This window comes from Pseudomonas sp. KBS0707, from assembly GCF_005937945.2.
Lineage (GTDB): Bacteria > Pseudomonadota > Gammaproteobacteria > Pseudomonadales > Pseudomonadaceae > Aquipseudomonas > Aquipseudomonas amygdali.
Genome location: NZ_CP041754.1, coordinates 1,169,062 through 1,192,498, shown reverse-complemented (window position 1 = coordinate 1,192,498; position 23,437 = coordinate 1,169,062). Strand labels below are relative to the sequence as shown.

At 57.1% G+C, this 23,437-nt stretch carries 24 protein-coding genes; 16 read left to right on the top strand and 8 right to left on the bottom strand.

Annotated elements, in window-relative coordinates:
• The 5 genes from FFH21_RS05595 (at position 1) to FFH21_RS05575 (ending at position 8,103) form a co-directional block, all read left to right on the top strand.
• The gene (locus FFH21_RS05595) at positions 1 to 2,214 is read left to right on the top strand and encodes a cellulose biosynthesis cyclic di-GMP-binding regulatory protein BcsB (RefSeq protein WP_041924458.1); all 2,214 of its coding nucleotides are present in this window, start codon (positions 1 to 3) and stop codon (positions 2,212 to 2,214) included.
• A gap of 12 nt (positions 2,215 to 2,226) precedes the next feature.
• The gene (locus FFH21_RS05590) at positions 2,227 to 4,347 is read left to right on the top strand and encodes a glycosyl transferase family protein (RefSeq protein ID WP_004658356.1); all 2,121 of its coding nucleotides are present in this window, start codon (positions 2,227 to 2,229) and stop codon (positions 4,345 to 4,347) included.
• A complete protein-coding gene (locus tag FFH21_RS05585) occupies positions 4,344 to 6,314 on the top strand; it encodes a tetratricopeptide repeat protein (RefSeq protein WP_004658358.1) in 1,971 nt (656 codons plus the stop codon). Before FFH21_RS05590 ends, FFH21_RS05585 begins: the two co-directional genes overlap by 4 nt.
• 31 nt (positions 6,315 to 6,345) lie before the next feature.
• Positions 6,346 to 7,218 (top strand): hypothetical protein, encoded by an 873-nt coding sequence (locus FFH21_RS05580; RefSeq protein ID WP_002552222.1) that lies wholly within the window; start codon positions 6,346 to 6,348, stop codon positions 7,216 to 7,218.
• 81 nt (positions 7,219 to 7,299) lie between these two features.
• Positions 7,300 to 8,103 carry a SirB1 family protein gene (locus FFH21_RS05575; RefSeq protein WP_004663946.1) on the top strand — a complete coding sequence of 268 codons (804 nt, stop codon included), beginning with the start codon at positions 7,300 to 7,302 and terminating at the stop codon, positions 8,101 to 8,103.
• A 212-nt stretch (positions 8,104 to 8,315) separates the two neighbouring features.
• Here FFH21_RS05575 and FFH21_RS05570 read toward each other — a convergent pair whose 3' ends face one another.
• From FFH21_RS05570 to FFH21_RS05560, 3 genes are all read right to left on the bottom strand, one after another.
• Positions 8,316 to 8,861, bottom strand: coding sequence for a hypothetical protein (locus tag FFH21_RS05570; RefSeq protein WP_005733202.1), 546 nt, complete (start codon positions 8,859 to 8,861; stop codon positions 8,316 to 8,318).
• Positions 8,862 to 9,084: 223 nt separating this feature from the next.
• The gene (locus tag FFH21_RS05565) at positions 9,085 to 9,996 is read right to left on the bottom strand and encodes an SDR family oxidoreductase (RefSeq protein ID WP_005733204.1); all 912 of its coding nucleotides are present in this window, start codon (positions 9,994 to 9,996) and stop codon (positions 9,085 to 9,087) included.
• 111 nt (positions 9,997 to 10,107) lie between these two features.
• Positions 10,108 to 10,560: a flavodoxin gene (locus FFH21_RS05560; RefSeq protein ID WP_002552219.1), complete on the bottom strand. Its 453-nt coding sequence runs from the start codon at positions 10,558 to 10,560 to the stop codon at positions 10,108 to 10,110.
• A gap of 209 nt (positions 10,561 to 10,769) precedes the next feature.
• On the opposite strand from FFH21_RS05560, the gene FFH21_RS05555 reads away from it, so the two are divergent.
• The 7 genes from FFH21_RS05555 to FFH21_RS05525 all read left to right on the top strand — a co-directional run bounded on the left by FFH21_RS05555 (position 10,770) and on the right by FFH21_RS05525 (position 14,667).
• Positions 10,770 to 11,375, top strand: a complete 606-nt coding sequence (locus tag FFH21_RS05555; RefSeq protein ID WP_002552218.1) for a hypothetical protein — start codon at positions 10,770 to 10,772, stop codon at positions 11,373 to 11,375.
• A gap of 151 nt (positions 11,376 to 11,526) precedes the next feature.
• On the top strand, positions 11,527 to 12,093 hold the full coding sequence (locus FFH21_RS05550; protein ID WP_003346204.1) for an antibiotic biosynthesis monooxygenase: 567 nt from the start codon (positions 11,527 to 11,529) through the stop codon (positions 12,091 to 12,093).
• A 233-nt stretch (positions 12,094 to 12,326) separates the two neighbouring features.
• Entirely contained in the window at positions 12,327 to 13,037 is a 711-nt protein-coding gene (gene folM, locus FFH21_RS05545; protein ID WP_002552216.1) for a dihydromonapterin reductase, read from the top strand.
• 21 nt (positions 13,038 to 13,058) lie between these two features.
• The gene (folE, locus tag FFH21_RS05540; protein ID WP_004659974.1) at positions 13,059 to 13,622 is read left to right on the top strand and encodes a GTP cyclohydrolase I FolE; all 564 of its coding nucleotides are present in this window, start codon (positions 13,059 to 13,061) and stop codon (positions 13,620 to 13,622) included.
• Positions 13,622 to 13,993, top strand: coding sequence for a dihydroneopterin triphosphate 2'-epimerase (folX, locus tag FFH21_RS05535; protein ID WP_002552214.1), 372 nt, complete (start codon positions 13,622 to 13,624; stop codon positions 13,991 to 13,993). The genes folE and folX overlap by 1 nt, the downstream gene beginning before the upstream one ends.
• A gap of 43 nt (positions 13,994 to 14,036) precedes the next feature.
• On the top strand, positions 14,037 to 14,333 hold the full coding sequence (locus FFH21_RS05530; protein WP_002552213.1) for a DUF1244 domain-containing protein: 297 nt from the start codon (positions 14,037 to 14,039) through the stop codon (positions 14,331 to 14,333).
• Positions 14,326 to 14,667, top strand: a complete 342-nt coding sequence (locus tag FFH21_RS05525) for a HopJ type III effector protein (RefSeq protein WP_005733208.1) — start codon at positions 14,326 to 14,328, stop codon at positions 14,665 to 14,667. Before FFH21_RS05530 ends, FFH21_RS05525 begins: the two co-directional genes overlap by 8 nt.
• 67 nt (positions 14,668 to 14,734) lie before the next feature.
• Here the strand turns inward: FFH21_RS05525 and trxB are convergent, their stop codons facing one another.
• Positions 14,735 to 15,697, bottom strand: a complete 963-nt coding sequence (gene trxB, locus FFH21_RS05520) for a thioredoxin-disulfide reductase (protein WP_004659967.1) — start codon at positions 15,695 to 15,697, stop codon at positions 14,735 to 14,737.
• 361 nt (positions 15,698 to 16,058) lie between these two features.
• On the opposite strand from trxB, the gene cysZ reads away from it, so the two are divergent.
• Both cysZ and FFH21_RS05510 read left to right on the top strand, forming a co-directional pair.
• Positions 16,059 to 16,820 (top strand): sulfate transporter CysZ, encoded by a 762-nt coding sequence (cysZ, locus tag FFH21_RS05515; RefSeq protein WP_011167887.1) that lies wholly within the window; start codon positions 16,059 to 16,061, stop codon positions 16,818 to 16,820.
• 182 nt (positions 16,821 to 17,002) lie between these two features.
• Positions 17,003 to 17,347 carry a hypothetical protein gene (locus FFH21_RS05510; protein WP_004659963.1) on the top strand — a complete coding sequence of 115 codons (345 nt, stop codon included), beginning with the start codon at positions 17,003 to 17,005 and terminating at the stop codon, positions 17,345 to 17,347.
• 186 nt (positions 17,348 to 17,533) lie between these two features.
• Here FFH21_RS05510 and FFH21_RS05500 read toward each other — a convergent pair whose 3' ends face one another.
• Positions 17,534 to 18,793 carry an IS256-like element ISPsy17 family transposase gene (locus tag FFH21_RS05500; protein WP_004666928.1) on the bottom strand — a complete coding sequence of 420 codons (1,260 nt, stop codon included), beginning with the start codon at positions 18,791 to 18,793 and terminating at the stop codon, positions 17,534 to 17,536.
• Between the two features lie 10 nt (positions 18,794 to 18,803).
• On the bottom strand, positions 18,804 to 19,421 hold the full coding sequence (locus FFH21_RS05495; protein ID WP_011167885.1) for a hypothetical protein: 618 nt from the start codon (positions 19,419 to 19,421) through the stop codon (positions 18,804 to 18,806).
• 347 nt (positions 19,422 to 19,768) lie between these two features.
• Between FFH21_RS05495 and FFH21_RS05490 the strand changes: the two genes are divergently transcribed.
• On the top strand, positions 19,769 to 20,257 hold the full coding sequence (locus FFH21_RS05490; RefSeq protein WP_041924457.1) for a hypothetical protein: 489 nt from the start codon (positions 19,769 to 19,771) through the stop codon (positions 20,255 to 20,257).
• 41 nt (positions 20,258 to 20,298) lie between these two features.
• On the opposite strand, the gene FFH21_RS05485 is transcribed toward FFH21_RS05490, so the two are convergent.
• Positions 20,299 to 20,721, bottom strand: a complete 423-nt coding sequence (locus tag FFH21_RS05485; RefSeq protein WP_230383613.1) for a flagellar protein FlhE — start codon at positions 20,719 to 20,721, stop codon at positions 20,299 to 20,301.
• A gap of 341 nt (positions 20,722 to 21,062) precedes the next feature.
• Between FFH21_RS05485 and FFH21_RS05480 the strand changes: the two genes are divergently transcribed.
• Entirely contained in the window at positions 21,063 to 22,283 is a 1,221-nt protein-coding gene (locus FFH21_RS05480; RefSeq protein ID WP_005746186.1) for a glycosyltransferase family 1 protein, read from the top strand.
• Here the strand turns inward: FFH21_RS05480 and FFH21_RS05475 are convergent.
• On the bottom strand, positions 22,252 to 23,355 hold the full coding sequence (locus FFH21_RS05475; protein ID WP_011167882.1) for an NADH:flavin oxidoreductase: 1,104 nt from the start codon (positions 23,353 to 23,355) through the stop codon (positions 22,252 to 22,254). The two genes, FFH21_RS05480 and FFH21_RS05475, sit on opposite strands and share 32 nt — an antisense overlap.
• Positions 23,356 to 23,437 lie beyond the last annotated feature (82 nt).

Genomic DNA, 23,437 nt, shown 5'->3' with positions numbered 1-23,437 from the left:
ATGAAATCTTCCGTTGCCGTAAACATGGGCGCGTTGAACGTCCTTGCCTGCGGGATGAGCCTGCTGGCTCTGATGCCTGCATTTGCCCTGGCTGCCGAAAGCCCGTTGACCCAGGCGATCAACCGAATCAATGCCGACAGTCGTCAGGAGCGAGTGATCGAGCTGCGGGAACTGGGCATTGATCGCCCGATCATTCTCAATGCCACTGATGCGCGCCGTGAACTTTACCTGCCAGTGCCCGCCAATGTGCCGCTGACGGATGCGACGCTGAATTTTGACGCCAGCTATCTGAATGGCGAAGCAGGCCGCAACACACTGCTACTGTCGCTGGACGGTTATCCGGTGCGCGCGCTGGGCCTCAACGAAGAACAGGGTAATGCCAGCGCCGTACTGGGCGTCGACAAGGCAGCCCGGGAAAGCGGCTCGGTGCGCCTGGGCATTGCCTGGTCCTCTGTGATCTCGAAAGTGCTCTGCGAAGACGAACGCGCCATCGGCAATGTGCTGCGCATCGATCCGCACACGCGCCTGACTTACGGCTATGACGCCAGCCAGTTGCAGGATGTGGGTGCAGCGTGGAACGCGCTGCCCGGCAAACCTGGCCTGTTGGTCGCCCCCGGCACCTTGTCGAGCGCCAGCTACGACGCCGCCTGGCGTCTGGGCGTAGCGCTGGAACGCATCGGTAAACAGGCACGCATCCTGCCGTTTCCTGCCGTGCAGGACAGCGTGGACCTGAGCGGCCTGAATATTCCGGCAGAACTCAAGCAGATTCCGGCGTTTGCAGGGCTCGAAGGCAAGGGCCAATACACCCTGCGCGACCCGGCGGAAATCGGTGCATTGTTGATGCTTGGCCAGACACCTGCGTTGCAGGCCGACCTGGCGATCAGCGATCCGCAACTGCTCAAGGCAATCGACGACGCCCTGAACGCCCTTCAGGCTCAGGTACAAGGACTTGACGCAACGGCCGCCGCCGCACTGGGCCAGTGGCGCGAACGTCATATCAAGCAACCGCTCGCCAATAGCACCGAGGACGTGAGTCTGGCCCTGCTGGGTAATCGCGCGCTGCTGATGATCAAGCCGGAGTCGGCGAACAAGGCCATCGGCCTGTTCAGTTCTGCGTGGAACAAACTGGCGCGCAATCGCCAGTTGACCATCGGTGAAGAAGCCGCGATGCCACTCAGCGAAGACGGTCGCGTTGCGCTGACGCGCCTGGGCGGCAAGCCCGGCACGGTGGATGTGCTGGCTAAAACCGACTGGAGCGCCTCGTTCCCGCTGGGCAGCGTGGCCTATGACGGGCGCGTACCGGTAACCGCGATGATTGATGTTGCTGCGGCCCCCGGCGCATCCGGAACGCCACCGGTTGCGACGCTGTTTCTCAACGACTACCTGATCGGTGCGATGCAACTGACTGCCGATGGCAAGAAAGAGCGCATCGAAGCAAGAATTCCGCAATATGCACTGGCAGCGCAGAACACCTTGCGTGTCTCGTTCCAGCGCCAGCCGGTCAGCAACCAGTGCCTGGAAACGCCGCAGGCGTTCCCGATCTCGGTATTGCCGACCAGCCATGTGGTACTGGACAAGGTCACGCCTGACGAAAACTTCTCGGGCATGGCAGCACGCTTCGCCACCGACACGCAGATCATGGTGCCCAAGGGCTACCTTGAGCGCCCGGCCAGCAGCCTGCCGCAAGTGATCCGCGTCGCCAGCGCTTCCGGTGTCTCGCCGTTGCGTGCGCAACTCAGCGTCAGCGATGACGCCAGCGTAGCCGTGACGCCCGCCAAAGCGTTTCTGGCGTTCGAACTGCCAGTCAAGGATGGCGCCGAGTCGGTCAAGGCCAGCAACGACGGCCATCTGCTGATTAATCACAAAGAGCAGACGCTGCTCGATCTCAAATCCCTCAACCACCTGGCCTCGCTGCAAGTGATCGACGCGGGCGGCCAGCACGGTATGGTCTATCGCACGCTTGGTGGTCAGGCCCCGGTTTTCGAGCGCCCGCTGCTGCTGGAGCGCGGCAACGCCACGCTGCTGGCTGACAACGGCCCGATCGCCACCTTTGACGCCAAGGACCCGACCGGCAGCCAGATGATCGAGGACGAGCAAAGCACTGGCCTCGACGCCTGGCGCAAACCATCGCTGCTGTGGCTGATTCCGGCTGGCATCGTACTCTTTCTCATCCTGTTGCTGGCTGGCCGTAGCGCCCGTCGCAATCGCTCGTAACGGGCCGCCGCAATGACGTCACTCTATTGGCCTTACTGGCTGGCCCATTACTACAGCGTGCTGGAAGTCGCGACGATCGTTGTCGGGCTGATTATCCTGGTATCGAGTATTGATGACCTGTTCATCGATATCTGGTACTGGGCCAGACGGCTGTACCGCAAGTTCACCGCCGAACGTCGCTACCGGCCACTGACTGCCGAGCAGTTGATTGCCCGCGACGAGCAGCCACTGGCGATCATGGTCCCGGCCTGGCTGGAATACGACGTCATCGCGCCGATGATCGAAAACATGGTGTCGACGCTCGATTACCAGAACTACGTAGTGTTCGTCGGCACCTACATCAACGACCAGCGCACCATCGATGAAGTGGAGCGCATGCGTCGTCGTTACAAGCAATTGCACCGCGTGGAGGTGCCGCACGCCGGCCCGACCTGCAAGGCCGACTGCCTGAACTGGGTCATACAGGCGATTTTTCTGTATGAGAAAACCCACGCTGTACAGTTTGCCGGGACCATCCTGCACGACAGCGAAGATGTGCTGCACCCGCTTGAATTGCGCCTGTTCAATTACCTGCTGCCGCGCAAGGACATGATCCAGTTGCCGGTCGTGTCGCTGGAACGCAACTGGTACGAATGGGTGGCCGGCACCTACATGGACGAGTTTGCCGAATGGCACGGCAAGGATCTGGTGGTACGCGAAAGCATGACTGACACCGTGCCCTCGGCGGGCGTCGGCACCTGTTTCTCGCGACGTGCACTGATGGTGCTGGCCGATGAAAACCAGAACCAGCCCTTCAATACCGAAAGCCTGACCGAAGACTACGATGTAGGCGCTCGGCTGGCGAAATACGGCATGCAGGCGATCTTTGTGCGCTTCCCTGTGCAATTTCGGGTGTTGCGCAAATCGTGGTTCCGCAAGCCGTATGAGTCGATGCTGGAAATGCCACTGTGTGTGCGTGAATTTTTCCCGGACACCTTCCGTACCGCCTTTCGCCAGAAAGCGCGCTGGACTCTGGGCATCGGCCTGCAGGGCTGGGAGCAAATGGGCTGGACCGGGTCGCTGGCCAACCGTTACCTGCTGTTTCGGGACCGCAAGGGAGTAGTGACTTCGTTCGTCAGCATTCTCGCTTACTTTATCCTCATTCAATTGCTGGCCTTGATTGTGCTGCGCTCCAGCGGACTGTGGAACACCAGCTTTCCGACCCCGTTTGAAACCACAGGTCTGATTCAGTACCTGCTGGTGGCCAACGGCATCGCATTGCTGTGGCGAATTCTGCACCGCTGCTACTTCACCACTGTTCTGTACGGCTGGCAGCATGGCTTGTTGTCCATACCGCGCATGGTGGTGGGCAACTTCGTCAACTTCATGGCTGCGGCACGCGCCTGGCGCATGTTTCTGGTGGGCAAAGTGCTCAACCGCAAGCTGGTCTGGGACAAGACCATGCATGACTTTCCGTCTACCGATCTGGTCGCCGTCGCGCCACGTCGTCTGGGCAGCGTGCTGATCTCATGGCAGGCCATCAACGATGAAAAACTGCAAACCGCACTGGCTGAACAACAGACCCGTCAGCTGCCGCTGGGCAGGATTTTGCTTAGCCACGGCTGGCTCGACGATGAAACCCTGGCTGAGGCCATCGCTTTTCAGAACGACTTGCCACGGGTATTCGACATTGCCGGCAAACGTGCGACAAACGATGTGCTGGCCGATGAGTTCTGCCTGCGCTGGCGTGTCGTGCCGTTGCAAATGAATGCGCTGGGTCGCCAGGAAATTGCCGTGGCCAGCCCGCTGCCGCCTGACGGTCTGCAACAGATTACCGAGCAACTGGGTGCCGAGCCGGTGCAGTTGATTGCCCGTGAAAGCGACATCGTCGCGCAGTTGCGTCAGCTTCAGGTGGTCGAGGGTCAGCCGCTTCCAGCCAGAGCGCCACTGCTCGGCGATCTGCTGATCGAGCAAGGCCTGCTGGACCGCGAAGTGTTTCAGAAAGCCATGCTCGGCTACCGCCCGCATGTGCATGGCCGGATCGGCGATTACCTGGTCGACATCGGCGTGCTGTCCAGAGAAACCATCGAACAGGCTGTGGCACGTCAGCACAACCATTACCGATCTGACGATCAAACGGAGCAGCCACTATGAAGCGCCCCTTCATCCTGTCGCTGCTAGTGAGCGGCCTGGGTCTTGTTGCACCGCTCAGCCAGGCGGAAACACTGCCCTTGCCGTTGACCGGACCCGCCTACGCCATCGCCAACGAAGCCTACATGGCCTACAACCGCAAAGACTACGACCTGGCCATCGCTAAGGCCCGCGAAGCATTGCGCCAGCGTGCGGATGCCGATCAGTTGCGCGATCTGATTGCTCTGGCCGAACGCGACAAATACCGACGAGATCACCCTCAGCGCTTCCCCAAGGCTCGCCCAAAACCGGGCTATCTGGAGGGCAATCAGGCGCTGCGCGCGTATGCCAATCGCGACTACGACGGCTCGGCAAACCATGCGCGCAAGGCCATCGCACAGGCACCGAAAAATCTTGATTACCGCATGATGCTGATCGAGGCGCTGCAACGTCAGCAGCGTCTGGACGAAGCACAGCTGGCCATCAACGATGCAGAGCAGGCAGTCGGCCCGCAGCCGGTTTTGACTCGTCGTCGGCAAGCGATTCAGGAACAGGCAGCAGTCGATAAGGCAGCCTCGGGTTATAAGGCACTGGCACGCGGAGATAACGACACCGCTGTCAGCGAGGCGCGGGAGGCTGTGCGCAGTTTTCCCAAACAGATGGCCTACCGCAAGCTGCTGGTCAGCGCCCTGATTGCTCAGGGGCAATATGCCGAAGCGCGCTCTGCGGCTACCGAAGCACTGGCGCTCAATGGCAACGACGCCACCCTGCTCGTCCAGCGCGGACAAATGCGTCAACGCCTGGGCGATCAGGACGGTGCGCGTCAGGACTTCGCTCAGGCACTCGCCGTGGGTAATCTGCCCCTGCGCGAGCAAGCTTCCTTGTACGCAGTGATGGGCCAGCCGAACGAGGCGCTGCAACGTCTGCAGAAAGCTCGCGATGCGGGCGAACTGCAACCCGGCGATGAAGTGCAGATTGCCTATTTCCTCAGCCAGGCGGGCGACGATCGTGGCGCGCTTGACGAGTTCACACGGGTCGACCGCAGCTCCGGACTCAAGCCGCGTGAAGTTCAGGACGCAGCCTACAGCGCCATGCGTACGCCGGACGATGCACAGGCCATCGCCTACTTCAAGCGCGTGCTCGATTATCAAAAGGCCGGTGATTTGCAGATGCCCGCGCAACAGGTATTCGATACCCGACGCGCCGTCTCCGACCTGTCCCGTGAATGGGGTTTGACCAACACCACGACGTATCGCGGTGCCAGCACCAGCAGCGGCAGCGGCCTGAACAGCGCACCGAGCAGCAACACTGACAGTGTGCAGAACAGCACCGAAGTGTTCTGGCGCCCATTGGGCTACCGCAATGCACGCTTCGTCGAGCTTTACGGGCGCGTGACCGACACGTTGTGGAGCAAGGACGGCGACTCCGACACCGGCGTGGATGCATTGCAGGGAGCTCTGGGGATCAGGGTCAAGCCGTTCAGCTCAGTCAACGTCATCGGTGCCTTTGAGCGCACCTTTCCGTTGGGCAATTCCAACGCCGATGGCGACTGGCTGGTACGTCTGGGCTACGGCTCCAGCATCGGTACTGACTTGCGTGTCGACGTGCCCAGTTGGTGGACCTCGCAGCTGTATGCTGAAGGTGGGCGTTATTTGCAGGACAAGCGCAACTATTTCAACAGTGAATGGCAGGTCGGACGCAGCTTTCGTCTGGACAGCATCAGCCCCAGGCTGGTGGTGTTTCCACATGTGGTCGCCGCAGTGGACTACGATTCAAAGATGCGTAGCGAAGTCGACAGCCTGGGCCGCAGCAGTACGTCATCCGGTAACGCTGGCGGGCTGGGTGTTGGTACCGGCGTACGCTACTGGTTTCGCGAGGACACGTACAAGGCGCCACAGTCGTATGTCGACTTCTCGGTGCAATACCGCGAGAAAGTCTTTGGCGACGACCGCGCAGAAGGCGTGTTCGCACGTATGACATTCTCGTGGTGACAATCGCGAGTCATCCATCAGGGAGTAATGTTTGAAGGCTTTGGCCGCACTGCTACGACAGACAATATTGATCAAGACCTCGCTGGCAGCCGCCCTGGTAGGTGCGCTGACCCTCGCCTCCAGCGAGCTGTATCAACTGATACAGCCCAGCGGACCGGGAATTGTCGGCATCGTCTGGCAACCGGATAACGCAACGGTGGGCATAAGCGGCAATTGGGACAAACTCGGCGCACGGCAATTGCTTGTGCAGTGGACGGCGGTCGATGACCAGTCGTTCATACCAGGTACTCAGATGACCAACGTGCCGGTGCTACCGGACTGGGCGCGGATCGCCAAGGAGCCTTGGGCGCAGGAGGTGATTCTCGGGCTGGCGGGGTACTTCAGCGAAAACCGCTCACGGGACAATATCGAACAGTTGGCGGTGCTTTCGGCACAGCTGGCCAAAGTGAAAACGCCGCTCAATGTCACCGGCTGGTACTTCCCGGCCGAGGTCGACCCCAGCTGGAGTCGTGCCAAGGAATTACCCGCGCTGCTGGCGAAGCTGCCCAGGCCGTTATGGATCAGCGTCTACGATGGTGCCAACATCGGCCCCGCCGCCACTGCGGACTGGCTGAAAACCTGGCTGCCGGACGATATCGGCGTGTTCTTTCAGGACGGTGTGGGTGTCTATGCGCGCACCGCTCCGGTTGCCCGAACCTACGCAGACGCGTTACGTAAACGGCTGGGCAAAAATCGCGTCAGAATCATCGTCGAAGCGTTTCGCCCGCAAGTGGGTGGAGGTTTCCGACCGGCGACGGCTGCCGAACTGAAACCGCAAATAGCGGCTTTCGATGGCTATCCGCTGTACCTGTTCGACGGTCCGCACTATGTGACGCCCGACTTGATAAAAGCCCTGAACAAGTAGAAACAACTGGCGCTGGACGAAATTCCCGCGCGGGGCTACAAAGAGTCTTCCTACTGGATTTTCAGTTGCACGGAGCGGTCGATGACTCCACGTCAGCATTGCCTGGCCTGTCTGCAACAGACACCGCCCTCGGTGTTTGAAGCAGCGCTATGGGTGTCGAGCGAGCATGACGCACACTTCGCCCGGCATGCGGTGATCAGTGACATGGACCAGTTACAGCGCCAGATCGACGCTGCGCTGCCGGTCCTGCCTGCCCCCGAACTCGCGCAACCGCTTTTGCGACAACTCAATGCATTGGGTTTTCAGCAATATGACTGGAACCCGCCCAAACCCGACTCGGCGCTGCTGCACAAGGTTGTGCAGCAGCGTCGCGGCCAGCCATTGGGGCTGGCACTGATCGCGCTGGAGATAGCACGGCGGCTGGAGATTGCGCTGGAGGGCGTGAACTTTCCAGGCCACTTTCTGCTGCGTGTGCCAGGTGCCGATCATTTGCTCGACCCCTGCAGCGGGCGCAGGCTTTACCCCAGAGACTGCCGCGAGCTGTTGATCCGGCAATTCGGCCCGACCATGCAATTGCGCGCCGACCACATGACACGCGCCACACCCACCAGCATGCTGCAGCGATTATCGCGTAACCTGCGGCATCTGCATCAGATCAACGATGATTTTCTCGCTGCGCTCAAAGACGCCGACCGCATCGTCGAGCTGGGTCAGGCAACCAGCGGAGATCACTTGGCCCGTGCCAGCCTGTATCAACTCCTTGAATGCCCGCAGGCCGAACGTTTCGACCTGGAACGCGCGCTGTTGCTCAGCGAAGACCCACTGCAACGAATCGAGCTTGCCGAGCGCCTGAGTCGGTTGCCAGCGAACCACAGCGTTCATTGAGCCACTGGCACACTTCCCGCGAATTGTTACCTGTCGGGTAATGCTGCATATCCTGTACGGGGATTTTTCAGAACAGTGATGGAGGGTAACCTGCGCCCGTTAAATCGACGTGGATTTGCAAGCTCCCTTGATCCTGCGTTTTGTTTGGCCGCTGCGTGGCTATCCATGCAGCGGCCTTTTTTATTGCCGGACGTTTTAGTATCAAGACACCCTCACGCTTTGGCGTTTGGTGTTTTTTTGACCAGCCCCTTGTTTTCCATATCCTTGATCTTGCGCATCTCGTAACTGTCGCCAGACTCGGCAAACGTTTGAAGATTCTGCATGATATGAATCGTGCGAATGTAATCAGGCAATAACACTTTGGCGTATGGGTCTCCGCTCATTGCCTTTTCTTTCATTTCAATGATCCGATTGGCAAAGAACTCCAGCGCATTGATTTCCTTGCTCGGGTCGACCAGCTTGCCTTTCTTGTCGAACTCATCACCCGCTCGACTCATGAGTTCGGCCGTATGATTGTCGATCATCCCGAACTTGTACAAGATCATTCCTGCCCTGTTGAGATCCTTGGGCGTAATCTGTTCGGGGTTGAAACCCTTGAACAGTGGCTTCATCTTGCGTTTTTCCATCGCCAGCGAGTTGAGCGCAACGGCGTTCTCACCGACCTCCTGCAACACCTGACTGACCTGCGCTGCGGCCTTCTTGAGCTTGAGTCTTTCAGGCGGCGCAGCAACAGTGACCGGTGGCAGGTCACCCCACATTGTTCTTCCCACGTGATACTCCCTATATGAATGTGTTCAAACTTCATATCGGAGTAAAAGCTGCTTAATGAATAGTTATACAGAAATCCATACCAAACCTACAAAGCCAAAAGACAGTTCTTACAGAACACGGTAAAAATTCCGATAAATAATTAACCAGTTATAAAGTCGTGCACCAAACAGAGACTTCTTTTCCAAAGCCGCCGCATATCTCAGAACCTGCTTAATTAGCGTATTTTTGCAGATTGGCCATCATTTCTTTCAACGCCTCGATATTGTCGGCGGGGTGCGCGGCTTGATCGAAATCACCAATCGTCTGCCATTGTGCAGCAACGTCCTCCGGGCTGAAGCCCGCCTGTGGGTCGAAGCATGCTCCCTGACTGCGCTCCCAACGGACCTTGCCGATCCAGCCGCCGCCCACTTCAAACAGATCGCCACTGTCCTGACACTGTTCGCTGCCCAGATACACCACCAGCGGGCTGATCAGTTCAGGTTTGAGCAGCTCGAATACGTTGGCAGGAATAAGCCCCTCGGTCATGCGCGTGCCCCCGGTCGGGGCTATGGCGTTGACGAAAATCCGGTGCTTGCGGCCTTCCAGCGCGAGGGTGCGAGTCAGTCCGTAAAGCCCGAGCTTGGCGGTTGCGTAATTGGATTGGCCGAAATTGCCATAGATGCCGGATGTTGATGAAGTGAAAATCACCCGCCCGTAGTTCTGCTCACGCAGGTATGGCCAGGCGGCATGTGTGACCTTATAGGCGCCCTCGACATGGACGCGGTAAACCAGGTCCCAGTCGGCGTCCTCCATTTTGGCGAAGGTCTTGTCGCGCAGGATGCCAGCGTTGTTGACCAGCACATCTATGCGACCGAAGGCATCGAGCGCGTGTTGCACTATGCGCCCGCCGTCGGTCACCGAGTCATGGTTGGCCACAGCGGTGCCACCGGCTTCACGAATCTCGGCCACAACGCGATCAGCAGCAGAAGCACTGGCCCCTTCGCCATGGGCAGAGCCACCCAGGTCGTTGACCACCACCCGCGCGCCGTGCTTTGCAAACAGCAGCGCATGAGCCCTTCCCAGCCCGCCTCCCGCGCCAGTCACAATGACGACTTTATCTTCAAAACGCACCGACTCACTCATCGCAGGCTCCATGATCAAAGGAAACGTTGCGATGAGTGTCGTCCAGGCACCTGCCAGTCACAATCAACACGCGCAGTGCTGAATCATGCTCAATAAAGCAGAGGGATGATTTCAGCCCAAGTGCTTGATGAACGCTGCCAGCCAAGGCTCGGCGTCGGTTTCCGGGGTTACGCTTTCACTTCCGTCCAGACGCAGCATGTCCTGCACTTCATTCACACCCAGTTCAGCGAACAATTCACGCATCTGCTCGCCGCCTGCACAGAAGGTGTCGCCGTAGCTGGCATCACCCAATGCGATCACACCACCCGGCAAGCCACGCAGTTGGCCAGGCAAAAGATCACGAAGCTCTGAATAGAGAGGCATGAGGTTGTCGGGCAGCTCACCCATCCCGGTGGTAGACGTCACCGCGAGGATGGCCTGAGGCTCGAAAGCCAGTACGTCGGGCAACGCGAGCCGAGGGTTGACTAGGGTCTCGTGACCAGCGGCACGCAACAGTGCAGAGGCGTGTCTGGCAACTTCTTCGGCCGATCCGTAAACCGTTCCACACACGATGGCAACTTTCATGGCTATTCCTGCAGCAGCTGAAAAAAAGTGAAACATTATGCCCTAGAATGCCATCTGAATTTTCTACGGACCCTTTTGCCTTTGGCCGGCACGGAAAAAGCACAGCCAAGTTGAAACATTAAAATGGAAAAATATGATGAGCGGTCCGAACAACCTGCGGAATCAATGGTCTTTGTTCTCAATAACCGGTCAGACCGAGCTTTCCGCCAATGCAACCTGATTCTCTCCTCACACAGGCTGAACTGGATTTTATCCAGAGCATGCAGCGCAATCCGAAGCTGAACGTGCGCGACAGCACGCGTAGCCTTCTGGTCAATGGCGGGGTTCAGATTCAGGATCTGCTGACACGTCTGGCTGCTCACGAGCAGGTCACGATCCATGCGCAGTTCGAAAACCAGCAGATGAATTTCCCTCTGCATCTGGTCGAGGACGAATTCCATGCGCTGCATCTGGAACTGGGCGCACCGAGTATTTTCGAGGAAGGCCCGAAGATTCGCCCCTGGCGGCTCGTGCTTGAAGAGCCAATCCCGCTTGAGACCGAAAAGGGTGCATTGACGGCGCTCTGGGTTCACGAGCTGTCGTTCAAGGGGGTGCTGCTTGAGTACCGCAAGGAAGGCAAGCTGCCGAGAAACTTTTCCGCCTGGTTCAACCCGCCAGGTCAGGCCCCTATTCCAATGCGCGGCAAGCTGGAGCGAATGACCGAACACAGTTTCGGTGCCTATCACTTCAGCAAGCATGGCAAGGACGACGCCGAGCGCTTGCGTCAGTACATCCTCCAAGAGCATCGCCGCAAGCACCCTTCCCTGCACAAGTAATCAGCCAACACCGCAAAGCTCTACCGGTCCGTCAGCGTTTCAGGAATAAACCTTGCTTGCTTTTCAAGTGAAGCTGTCGCGACCCACCACCCCGGATCGCGGCATGTGACCTCCCTACCCGGGAATCTCACGCCTCTACCGGAGATACACAATGTCTACCTCACCCGTCACCTTGATGGTCGCCCGCCGCGTGGCACAGGGTCGTTACCATGAAATGATGGCCTGGCTGCACGAAGGCGAACAGTTGGCCACGGATTTCCCGGGGTATCTGGGTTCCGGGGTGCTGGCACCTCCGCCTGGCGATGATGAATTTCAGATCATTTTCCGCTTTACCGATGAGCACACCATGCACGCCTGGGAGCATTCCGCCTCTCGACGCTCCTGGCTGGTGCGCGGCAGCGGTCTTTTCGCGCAACCCTCGGAACATCGCGTCAGTGGTATTGATGGCTGGTTCGGCGCAATCGATCAGCGCCCGCCACGCTGGAAACAGGCTGTCGCGATCTGGCTGGCGTTTTTTCCCGTGTCACTGATCTTCAATTTCCTGCTTGGCCCGCTGCTCAATCATCTGGACCTGTTGCCGCGCATCATGATCAGTACAGCGGTGCTTACCCCGCTGATGGTCTACCTGTTCATTCCCCTGTCCACGCGCCTGCTTGCCCCTTGGCTGCAAAGCACGCCTGCACCGGCACGCCCGACGCAATCACCTTCCCCTCGCTAGACTCATAAAGACCTGTACACCTTTACACCTCGGTACAGGTCTTGGTCGCGTCCCAGCCCCGCTCGTTCCCTCAGCCTCCCCGTGCTCAGCGCCTTCGAACACTGCCTCGGCGAGTTTCATGATGTCCAGGGTTGTACAAAAAAATTCTCTGGTATAACTTTGCCTGTAAACCGGAAGAAGCAATCGACCGTACAATCCCCGACCACTGTGGATAACCGATACGTGAGCTGTCGATGACATTATCTTCTGCACCGATTCTGATCACCGGAGCCAGCCAGCGCGTAGGCCTGCATTGCGCCTTGCGACTGCTTGAGCATGGGCATCGGGTTATCATCAGTTATCGCACTGAACACGCAAGCGTGACGGAACTGCGCCAGGCCGGAGCGGTGGCCCTCTACGGCGATTTTTCGTGCGAAACCGGGATCATGGCGTTCATTGATCTACTGAAAACCCAGACTTCAAGCCTGCGTGCCGTTGTACACAATGCATCCGAGTGGCTGGCAGAAACCCCGGGCGAGGAAGCGGATAACTTCACGCGTATGTTCAGCGTACATATGCTGGCACCCTACCTGATCAATCTGCACTGTGAGCCGTTGCTGACCGCCAGTGAAGTCGCTGACATCGTGCATATCAGCGATGACGTGACCCGCAAGGGCAGCAGCAAGCACATCGCGTACTGTGCAACCAAGGCCGGCCTGGAAAGCCTGACGCTGTCCTTCGCTGCCCGGTTCGCCCCTCTTGTCAAAGTCAACGGCATAGCACCGGCGCTGTTGATGTTTCAACCCAAGGACGATGCGGCCTACCGCGCCAACGCCCTGGCCAAATCGGCTCTGGGCATAGAGCCTGGTGCAGAAGTGATCTACCAGAGCCTGCGTTACCTTCTGGACAGCACCTATGTCACCGGCACAACACTGACCGTAAACGGCGGACGGCACGTCAAGTAAGCCGCCCCGAGGAACATTCTGATGAGTTCGTCCCTGCCCCAGCACTATCGAGACATTCTGCTCGGCCTTGGTGAAGATCCAGACCGCGAAGGCCTTCTGGACACCCCGAAACGCGCTTCCAAAGCGATGCAGTATCTGTGTCACGGCTACACCCAGAGCGTTGACGAAATCGTCAATGGCGCCCTGTTCGCATCCGACAATGATGAGATGGTCATTGTCCAGAATATCGAGCTGTATTCACTCTGCGAGCACCACCTGTTGCCATTCATAGGCAAGGCGCATGTGGCTTATATCCCTACCGGCAAAGTGCTGGGCCTGTCGAAGATCGCGCGCATTGTGGACATGTTTGCCCGCCGCCTGCAGATTCAGGAAAATCTGACCAAGCAGATTGCCGATGCCATTCAGCAAGTCACGGGGGCGGCAGGTGTAGCCGTGGTCATCGAGGCAAAGCACATGTGCATGATGATGCGCGGTGTCGAAAAACAGAATTCGACCATGAACACTTCAGTGATGCTGGGGGCATTCCGTGACTCGAGCACCACCCGCATGGAGTTTCTGCAATTGATCGGACGGAGCAGACAATAATGGCAAGACTCGAACCTGGCACCGCGCGCATCCGGGTCAAGGACTTGCGCCTGCGTACATATATCGGTATCAACGAAGACGAAATCGTCAACAAGCAGGATGTGCTGATCAATCTGACTATTCTCTACGCCGCACAGGAAGCCGTTCGCGACAACGACATCGAGCATGCTCTCAACTATCGCACCATCACCAAGGCCATCATTCAGCATGTCGAGGGCAACCGCTTCGCTCTGCTGGAAAGACTGACGCAGGAAGTGCTGGACCTGGTGATGAGCCACAAGGCCGTGACCTACGCAGAAGTGGAAGTCGACAAGCCGCATGCGCTGCGCTTTGCCGAATCGGTATCGATCACGCTCGCCGGTCAACGCTGAAACTCTTATCATGACGCGAACCGTCTATTGAAAAGAGCCCGTCATGACCGAGCAAGAACGCCTCGAACTCGAAGCTGCAGCATTCCGTCGCCTGGTCGCGCATCTGGACAGCCGCAAGGATGTCCAGAACATCGACCTGATGAACCTGTCCGGTTTCTGCCGTAACTGCCTGTCCAAGTGGTACAAGGCCGCCGCCGATGAAAAGCACATCGACATCAGCCTCGATGATGCTCGCGAGGTGGTTTACGGCATGCCGTACAGCGAGTGGAAAGCTCAATACCAGAAAGAAGCAAACGCCGAACAACAGGCGGCGTTCGCCAAGGAACCCAAACATGACTGATCTGAACTCCCTGCGCACCAGCCTGCGCAGCGGCGAGCATGTGTTCGCTGATACCCTGGCCTTTATCGCAGAAGGTTACGATTATCAGCCTCAGCCGTTCAGAAACGGCGCCGTCGACAATGCTGCCGGGCAAAACGAAGGGTCTTGCAAGACGCTAGGTCTGGCATTGCTGGAAGGTTTGAGCGATGAAGAGGCACTGTTGGCATTTGGCGAGCACTACCGCTCGGTGCAAGCCACACCTGAAGGCAGCGACCACGGCAATATCCGTGCGCTGATCGAGTATGGGCTGGCAGGTGTGAAATTCGAAGGCGAGCCGCTCAAGCGCAAGGCTTGATCTGACAGGTTTTCGTGCCAACGAATTGGCACGAGAACCTGGTTGCAGAGGCCTGGAGGGACGCCAATCAGAACGTGGCGTTTGCCAGACCGTCCAGATAACGCTCGACGTCCAGTGCCGCCATACAGCCTGCACCAGCCGAGGTGATGGCCTGACGGTATACGTGGTCAGCCACATCACCGGCCGCGAATACACCTTCAACGCTGGTAGCAGTCGCATTGCCTTCACGGCCACCGTGCACAACCATGTAGCCATCTTTCAAAGCCAGTTGCCCTTCGAACAGCGAGGTGTTCGGCGTGTGGCCGATGGCGATGAATACGCCGTCGACTTTCAGCTCGTCACTGGTCCCGTCATTGTTCTTCAGACGCGCACCGGTCACGCCCATGTTGTCACCCAATACCTCGTCCAGCGTGGCATTGAGCTTGAGCTCGATCTTGCCTTCGGCGACACGTGCGTGCAGCTTGTCGATCAGGATCTTCTCGGCGCGAAAGGTTTCGCGACGGTGAACCAGAGTCACCTTGCTGGCGATGTTGGCCAGATACAGCGCTTCTTCCACCGCCGTGTTACCGCCACCGACTACCGCGACTTCACGGTTGCGGTAGAAGAAGCCATCGCATGTGGCGCAGGCAGAAACCCCCTTGCCCATGAACGCTTCTTCCGAAGGCAGGCCCAGGTAACGGGCGCTGGCACCGGTGGCGATGATCAGTGCATCGCAGGTGTAGGTTGCGCTATCGCCCTGAAGGCTGAACGGCTTGCCGGCCAGATCAACGGAGTTGATGTGGTCGAAGACGATTTCAGTCTCGAAACGCTCGGCATGCTCACGCATACGCTCCATCAGCGCCGGACCGGTCAGACCGTGCGGGTCGCCAGGCCAGTTATCAACTTCTGTAGTCGTGGTCAATTGGCCGCCAGCCTGCATGCCGGTGATCAGCAGAGGCTTGAGGTTGGCGCGAGCGGCGTAGACCGCAGCGCTATAACCGGCAGGGCCGGAACCGAGAATGATCACTCGGGAATGACGTACGTCTGACATGACACACTCCTATCGACCGACCGTTTACGCCGCGGTCGGGACGGCTGGATAAAAAGGACCACCGAAACGCTTGGGGAAGCGTCGTTTGGTTCGGCAGGTCCTGAAAATTCTGACCTGAAGGACAGGTCCTAGATTGCCGAACAGCCTATCGGGGCCGCAGAGGTTAAGGAAATATCGTTTCACAATCCACCCTATAGGTCACTTCTATAGCGCGGGCGCTTGAAAGCGGCGCCATCCGGATATTCTTCGTCGCCAAGGATACGCCACAAGTCTGACATGCTCAAAAACCGTCGGCTCTCCGCTCTTTCATGACCATCACAAAGCCGGTAAGGTCACGCCTTTCAAGCACCTGGAGACTGCCATGCCCGCGCCCGCCCTTACCGGCCCGCAATACCTCAAAGAGGGACTGAACCTGGTCCTCAGTCCTGGTTTGCGATTGTTCGTCCTGCTGCCCTTGAGCATCAATGTGGTGTTGTTCTGCGGCCTGATCTATCTGGCGGTGCACCAGTTCGAGCTGTGGGTCGACACCTTCATGCCTACGCTCCCTCACTGGCTGAGCTTTCTCAGCTATATCCTCTGGCCGCTGTTCGTGGTGCTGGTCCTGCTGATGGTGTTTTTCACCTTCACCGTGGTCGCCAACATCATCGCCGCGCCGTTTAACGGGTTTCTCTCCGAAAAAGTCGAAGCCGTGGTTCGTGGCGTGGACGATTCACCGGATTTCAGCTGGGCCGAACTGGTGGCTATGGTGCCACGCACCCTGGCCCGCGAAGCCCGCAAGCTTGGCTATATGTTGCCGCGCATGCTCGGGCTGTTCATTCTGTCGTTCATCCCTGTGGCCAACATCATCGCCGCTCCGCTGTGGCTGTTGTTCGGCGTCTGGATGATGGCGATCCAGTACATTGACTACCCCGCCGACAACCACAAACTAGGCTGGAACGAAATGCTCGGCTGGCTGAAAAGCAAGCGCTGGCAAAGCCTGAGCTTCGGCGGCATTGTCTACGTCGCCTTGCTGATACCAGTGGTCAACCTGCTGATGATGCCCGCCGCAGTGGCCGGTGCGACATTGTTCTGGGTGCGCGAGCGCGGGGCGGATGCGTTGCCGGTGACGCAGGCACGGGGCTGAACCCCGAAACATTGCCGGGCCGCGCAACACGGCCCGGACTATCTGAAAAAAATCACTCGCTATATATATTTACCGCACAAGGCTCTTTCGACTGAGGCTCAATAGAGCCTCAACAAACCCGTTCATGTGAAGTCTGCTTCCATCGAACATGCGACACATGAACTTAACAAGGAAGTTAAATCATGAATACTCCAGTAAACCCTGCAGCATTTGCCGCTGAAAACGCCACAGTCGAAGAAAAGATTCGTGCGTTTCTGGTCAGTGAACTGGCCGAATGGTCGATCAATCCAGACAACGTTTACATCAACGGCGTAAACAACCCGGAAGAACGTTTGGTCATCAGTTCCAGCTCCCTGACTGCCGAGGCAGCCAACCGTGTTTTCGAGAAAGACGCTCCGTCCTACTCTACTCGCACCGCAGGCCTGTTCACCGTGGCGTATTCATATGCCGATGAACATCGCCTGGCTGCGCCGGACCTAGCCAAGGTAGGTGAAGTGATCGGCCAACTGGTCAATGACCTGGGCTGATTACTCTGATTGACTGGCTGAGTGACGACAAAGCCTGAAAGAGTGCCGAATAGATAATGGATGATCTGTTCGGCACTTCAATTGGCGTCAGTAGCATCTACGCTGCAGCAGACGCAGAGGTAGGTGGGAGTATCAGTTTTTTTGTGTTCGGGCTGGTTAGGGCCTGCCGTCAGGCAGGCCCTTGTTTTACCAGCTCGGTCTGGTAAATCGGTCTCCGTACAGGATCGCAAATTGATTCATTGCCACTTTCCAGTCGTGTGCCGCATGACCCCAGTTGGCGGTGATGTTGCGCAACCCAAGCCATATCAGTTTCGTCGCAGCCTCATCGGTCGGGAAGTGCCCTCGAGTCTTGATGATCTTGCGTAACTGGGCATTGATGCTCTCGATGGCATTGGTCGTGTAAACCACTTTGCGAATGCCCGCCGGAAAAACAAAAAACGGTATAACCCGATCCCAGGCGCGACGCCATGCAGCAACTACAGTCGGATACTGCTTGCCCCAGGGGCCCGCTTCAAAGGCGTTAAGCTCTTGCTCAGCCACATCGGCATTGATCGCCTGGTAGATCGGCTTGAGTGCTTTGGCCAGTGCCCGACGTTTATCCCAAGCGGCATAGTCCAAGCTGTTGCGGATCAGATGCACGATGCAGGTTTGCAGCGTCGTGGCAGGAAAAACCGCCCCCAACGCCTCCGGTATTCCTTTGAGGCCATCCGTGACGGCGATCAGAACATCTTCAACGCCACGAGTCTTGAGGTCGTTGAACACCTTCATCCAAAACTTGGCACCCTCGGTGCTCTCGATCCATATACCCAGAATGTCGCGCGTGCCATCAGGTAATACCCCCAGCGCCAGATAAATAGCCTTGTTGCACACTAACCCCTCGTCCCGGATTTTGACCCGTAACGCATCGAAGAAGATCACCGGATACATCGGTTCCAAGGGTCGTTGCTGCCAAGCGCCCACCTCTTCCATGACCGCATCGGTGACTGAGCTGATGAAGTCATGGGACACGTCAGTTCCATACTGCTCAGATAGAAAAGCGCGGATCTCACGCACCGTCATGCCCCGGGCGTACATGGCAATTATCTTGTCGTCGAAGCCTGTAAAACGTCGTTCGTGCTTGGGAATCAGGATCGGGGCGAAGCTACCATCGCGGTCTCTGGGGATATCCAGGCGAAGCGGCCCGTCGTCGGTCAGAACCGTCTTGCTGCTTTTGCCATTGCGCTGATTGGTCGACTCCTCAGGGCGCTCCGCGCCCTGAGGATAACCAAGGTGGTGACCCAGCTCGGCGCCTAGCGCACGCTCGATCAGAGCCTTCTTGAACGCCATGGACGCGTCTTGAATGGCTTCGGCGCTCATCGGGCCTTTAACAAACTGCTCGATCAGCTCTTGGGGAATCGAGGGCAACTCCCTCGCTGTTGCATTGGCGGACTTCTTTTTGGTCGGCATACATGCACCTCTAGCTACATGTTATGCCCGAACACAAAATTTCTGACAGTCTCAGGTAGGTCGGTATACTCATCAACCAGATAGCACACCCGGCAAGAATCCATAGGCCATTGGCCCATGTCAATTTTGAGTTGGTACTTCCGTCTGGATCAAGCGCCGCAGCATTCATCTTCGACTGCACCAGCATTAAATTAAATGTTTGCGCAGTGGCCAGCAGAACCGCCCATACCAGCCAGCCGCCGACCGGTTTGAATTGCACATGCCCGGAAACACCTTGCGAAAGCACCATCCCCGCAATAGTCAATGCCAGCAACACCAAGCCGCTAATCGCCCAGTACGCCATGTGACCACGCCCCTGTCGCCGCAGACTTTTGTCCACAGTGCGAAATAGTGGAAAGGCGTAAATAACGGCGAAGATCACACGCGCAGCGGGCCACACCTTACTGCCTGAAAATTTCTTGTTCAGCGACCAGTTTCGATAAAACCAGTGAATCGCGAAAAAGCCCGATGTCAAAAGATACAGAATGAAGAATTTCTTTAGAGACACGACATAAAATTCCGGACCTCTACTGTCCGTTTCATCTTTTTCCAGGCTGGCTTTCGGTGGCGCATACATTAAATCTGACATTTCATATCCCTTTGAAAAGAGAGCGGATGTTATCAGACGAATCAAAACCCTGCAAAAAATATAGCTACAAAGAAGCTTCCTACAAACAAAAACCTCAAGCCTTACAACCATGACCAAACTCGTCTATCTGACAGTCGGCAAGCGGTTGCCGCTAAAAAACAAACGTTGCCAGCGTTTCAAAAAATTTCATGTAGTCCGTCTCTGTCGGCCAAAAAAATTAACACCCTGCCCACTCGGCTCAAGCGTGTAGGACCAAACTAATATTTCAATATTGGCATTGCGCTTGCTCTGTTGCGTCTAGACAAAAGGAGCCATAGAGCAATGGAAATTAAGAGAGGACCGTTGAAATGACCTATATCAACTCTAAGCCGTTTTTGAACGTTACGCCGTTGGGAGTACGACAAAAAACAACACCGCTCACCACCACATCGACACCTGGAATCTTCGCTAACGTGCTCCAAAAAACCATCCTTGAAAAAGAAGCCCCTCATACAATTCTGCGAGGGGGAGAGCTCAGGCACAAGTTGATGGCACAGGCTGAAAACGACCCAAGGGAAGCAAGCTTCCTTGCCACGCAATATGCTCATAACTCACTGAATGGTGAAGCGGTGGATTTATCTGATTATCCTGTCATTCGTTACTGTGCTACTGGAAAAGTCGTAACACCCGAGTCAAGCGCTTACTTTCAGAAAACAGAGGGTTGGATGCATAAAGAGAGAAGAGCCCTTTATGAAGAGGAGTACTCGAAAGGTACGCCGACAGCTAAAATCCTTGAGAAAATATTAAACTTTAATGACGCTCTTCCTAAAGCATTTCGAGACATGGCTAATTGGTAGCATGAGCGCCCTCCCCACTCGAGGGGAGGGCGCCTGTGAAATTACCAATCGACAGTGATTCTTCCTTGCTGTCCCGCCACCGGGACTCTTCCTGTCTCTCCAATCTTCATCGTGTAATAAAACGTGCGACTTGCCAATTGATTGCCAAAGAAAGTTGTGGAGCCCGTTCGCTGGCGGGATACGTTAAGGCACACGCTGGCCCCTTGGCATAAATAGACCTCAAGGCCTTGAGGCCAGCCCGCCACGTTCCAGTTCCAACTGACATTTTTGATCGTTGCCACCGGCGGCACATGCCTGCTTACTGGCAGCGCGGCAGTGTGCATGTAGCCTTTTGAATGAATAACCGGCAAAGCGACCGATGATTGATAGTTTCCAGCCAGTGCAAGATTTGAATAGGCTAAAAGCGCCAAAGCAATTCCTGAGGCCGAATAATTCCACTTCAACTTTTTGTCATTAAATTTCATTTTATTTCCCAGTATAGATATAAGCAGAAATAACTGAAAACTCAGTCTTTCCAACTCAGCGCTAACGAACCATTAAGTTCGATAACCAGACATTACCGGGTAGACCGTTAACATCAACACCTATTGGCGCGCACTACACACCTTTGGGAAATCTTTTAAACTTTTGTAGGACGTCAATATGCTTAATCATGTTTTTTTATAAAAACATTTTACAATTGATCCATTTACCTATTTGCTACTACGCGCTTTTTCACGTCCGCTAACCTATCTCCCAGCGTCCTATCACCAATCCATCACACAACTGCCACATAACCGAAATGTAACCAGCCGAAACTGCTCCCATGAGCAAAATTCTTAACGTCACCCTGATTACTGAAACCTTCATTCCCGAGATCAACGGCGTTGCCAATACCCTGGGGCGTCTTTGTGAAGGGTTGCGGTTGCGCGGGCACCGGGTCGAGCTGGTTCGGCCGCGCCAGAATGACGAGACCCATGCAGGTGCCGCAGAAGACCTATTGCTGTGCCGGGGCTGGCCGATACCGGGCTATCCAGGGTTGCAATGGGGTCAGTCTTCGATGCACAAACTGCTGCGCCGCTGGCAGCGGCGTCGACCGGATGTGTTGTACATCGCCACTGAAGGCCCGCTGGGGCTGTCGGCGCTACGGGCAGCGCGGCGTCTGGGTATAGCGGTGATCAGTGGCTTTCACACCAACTTTCCACAGTACACGCAGCAATACGGCATGGGTTTTATCACCCGGCTGCTGACCCACTACCTGCGCTGGTTCCACAACCGCTCGCGCATGACGCTGGTGCCGAGCATCAGCCAGAAGATGGAACTGGAGCGGCGCGGCTTTGAAAGAATCGAGTTGTTGTCTCGCGGCGTGGACAGCCAGATGTTCAACCCGTCCAGGCGTTCGCAGGCTCTGCGCGAAAGCTGGGGCCTGCAAGCGGGTGATATCGGCGTCATACACGTCGGCCGCCTGGCACCCGAGAAAAACCTGGGCCTGCTCAAAGCCAGCTTCGAAACGCTCAAGGACAGTTACCCGCAACGTAATATCAAACTGATTGTTGTCGGCGATGGGCCTCAGCGCCAGCAGCTTGAGCAGCAGATTCCGGATGCGATCTTCTGCGGCACTCAACGCGGTGAAGTGCTGGCCATGCACTATGCCTCGGCAGATATGTTTCTGTTCCCCAGCCTGACCGAAACGTTCGGCAACGTGGTCCTTGAAGCGCTGGCCTCAGGGCTGGGTGTGGTTGCTTACGACGAAGCCGCTGCCGGGCAGCATATTCGTCATGGCCACAATGGGGCCTTGGCCATGCCGGGTGACGAGGCGGCGTTCATCGACGCAGCACGCTGGTTGCTGGAAGACAGCGAAACGTTGCGCCGGGTGCGCCTCAATGCCCGTCAACACGCCAGTCGCCAGGGCTGGACGGCGATCATCGATCAGTTCGAACGACAACTGCGTGAGGCCTGCCCGGGCGAAAAACCTGTAAATGCCAAAGAGACCAGGCAGGTGGCTACCAAGAAGATCAGACCAGTGTCGTCAGTGCCTCTCGACTGAATGGCAGGATATCCTGCTCGCGTCCCTCACGCACTTTCAATGCCCAGTCCGGGTCGACCAGCAAGGCACGTCCCACCGCAACCAGATCAAACTCGTCGTTGCCCAGCCGCTTCAGCAGATTTTCCAGGCTGGCCGGCTGTGCGACCTTATCGGTGTTGACCATGAACTGCAGAAACTCACCGTCCAGCCCGACACTGCCGACGGTAATGGTCGGTTTGCCGGTCAGTTTGCGCGTCCAGCCTGCGAGGTTCAGGTCAGAGCCTTCAAACTCGGGTTCCCAGAAACGACGCGTAGAGCAATGGAAGATATCCACTCCGGCGTCAGCCAGCGGTTGCAGGAATTCGCCCAGCGCCTCAGGCGTCTGCACCAGACGTGCGGTGTAATCCTGCTGTTTCCATTGTGAGAAACGGAAGATGATCGGGTAGTCCGCCCCTACCGCGACGCGCACTGCCTTGATCAGCTCGATGGCAAACCGCGAACGTTTGGCCAGGCTGCCACCGTACTCGTCACTGCGCTGATTGCTGCCCTCCCAGAAGAACTGATCAATCAGATAACCGTGGGCCCCATGAATTTCGACACCGTCCATGCCAATCGCCTTGGCATCGACAGCAGCCTGAGCAAAAGCGGCCACAACATCGTCAATGTCCTGTTTGCTCATGCCATGCACCAGCACTTGACCGTCCTTGACCTTCTCCATCGGCCCATAGGCAGGCACGCTACCGTCCGGCTCGGTACCGGGACGACGAACCGCACCTACGTGCCAGAGTTGCGGGACGATCTTGCCACCCTCTGCGTGCACCGCCTCAACAACCTTGCGCCAGCCCGCCAGTGGCGCATCACCAAAAAACTGCGGAACGTTCGGGTAGCCGTTGGAAGCCTTGTGGTTGACCGTCGTTCCTTCGGTGACAATCAGCCCGACACCTGCCGCCGCGCGACGCCGGTAGTACTCGATCACCTTTGAGTTGGGTACATGTCCCGGCGAGAACGAACGGGTCATGGGTGCCATCACCACCCGCGACGACAATTCCAGGCTGCCCAGACGGAAAGGCGTAAACAAGGCTTCTACCGACATGCGAAACTCCGGAAAAATGGTTGCACTACGGCGACAAGCGCCGGATCAGGCGCGCAGAATATCGCTGGGCATCAGCGCTGGC

Bases quoted from the DNA above. Each gene is read 5' to 3' on its own strand.
- FFH21_RS05595 (WP_041924458.1), top strand. From the start codon at position 1: ATGAAATCTTCCGTTGCCGTAAACATGGGCGCGTTGAACGTCCTTGCC.
- FFH21_RS05590 (WP_004658356.1), top strand. From the start codon at position 2,227: ATGACGTCACTCTATTGGCCTTACTGGCTGGCCCATTACTACAGCGTG.
- FFH21_RS05585 (WP_004658358.1), top strand. From the start codon at position 4,344: ATGAAGCGCCCCTTCATCCTGTCGCTGCTAGTGAGCGGCCTGGGTCTT.
- FFH21_RS05575 (WP_004663946.1), top strand. From the start codon at position 7,300: ATGACTCCACGTCAGCATTGCCTGGCCTGTCTGCAACAGACACCGCCC.
- FFH21_RS05570 (WP_005733202.1), bottom strand. From the start codon at position 8,861: ATGTGGGGTGACCTGCCACCGGTCACTGTTGCTGCGCCGCCTGAAAGA.
- FFH21_RS05565 (WP_005733204.1), bottom strand. From the start codon at position 9,996: ATGAGTGAGTCGGTGCGTTTTGAAGATAAAGTCGTCATTGTGACTGGC.
- FFH21_RS05560 (WP_002552219.1), bottom strand. From the start codon at position 10,560: ATGAAAGTTGCCATCGTGTGTGGAACGGTTTACGGATCGGCCGAAGAA.
- FFH21_RS05555 (WP_002552218.1), top strand. From the start codon at position 10,770: ATGCAACCTGATTCTCTCCTCACACAGGCTGAACTGGATTTTATCCAG.
- FFH21_RS05550 (WP_003346204.1), top strand. From the start codon at position 11,527: ATGTCTACCTCACCCGTCACCTTGATGGTCGCCCGCCGCGTGGCACAG.
- folM (WP_002552216.1), top strand. From the start codon at position 12,327: ATGACATTATCTTCTGCACCGATTCTGATCACCGGAGCCAGCCAGCGC.
- folE (WP_004659974.1), top strand. From the start codon at position 13,059: ATGAGTTCGTCCCTGCCCCAGCACTATCGAGACATTCTGCTCGGCCTT.
- folX (WP_002552214.1), top strand. From the start codon at position 13,622: ATGGCAAGACTCGAACCTGGCACCGCGCGCATCCGGGTCAAGGACTTG.
- FFH21_RS05530 (WP_002552213.1), top strand. From the start codon at position 14,037: ATGACCGAGCAAGAACGCCTCGAACTCGAAGCTGCAGCATTCCGTCGC.
- FFH21_RS05525 (WP_005733208.1), top strand. From the start codon at position 14,326: ATGACTGATCTGAACTCCCTGCGCACCAGCCTGCGCAGCGGCGAGCAT.
- trxB (WP_004659967.1), bottom strand. From the start codon at position 15,697: ATGTCAGACGTACGTCATTCCCGAGTGATCATTCTCGGTTCCGGCCCT.
- cysZ (WP_011167887.1), top strand. From the start codon at position 16,059: ATGCCCGCGCCCGCCCTTACCGGCCCGCAATACCTCAAAGAGGGACTG.
- FFH21_RS05510 (WP_004659963.1), top strand. From the start codon at position 17,003: ATGAATACTCCAGTAAACCCTGCAGCATTTGCCGCTGAAAACGCCACA.
- FFH21_RS05500 (WP_004666928.1), bottom strand. From the start codon at position 18,793: ATGCCGACCAAAAAGAAGTCCGCCAATGCAACAGCGAGGGAGTTGCCC.
- FFH21_RS05495 (WP_011167885.1), bottom strand. From the start codon at position 19,421: ATGTCAGATTTAATGTATGCGCCACCGAAAGCCAGCCTGGAAAAAGAT.
- FFH21_RS05490 (WP_041924457.1), top strand. From the start codon at position 19,769: ATGACCTATATCAACTCTAAGCCGTTTTTGAACGTTACGCCGTTGGGA.
- FFH21_RS05485 (WP_230383613.1), bottom strand. From the start codon at position 20,721: ATGAAATTTAATGACAAAAAGTTGAAGTGGAATTATTCGGCCTCAGGA.
- FFH21_RS05480 (WP_005746186.1), top strand. From the start codon at position 21,063: ATGAGCAAAATTCTTAACGTCACCCTGATTACTGAAACCTTCATTCCC.
- FFH21_RS05475 (WP_011167882.1), bottom strand. From the start codon at position 23,355: ATGTCGGTAGAAGCCTTGTTTACGCCTTTCCGTCTGGGCAGCCTGGAA.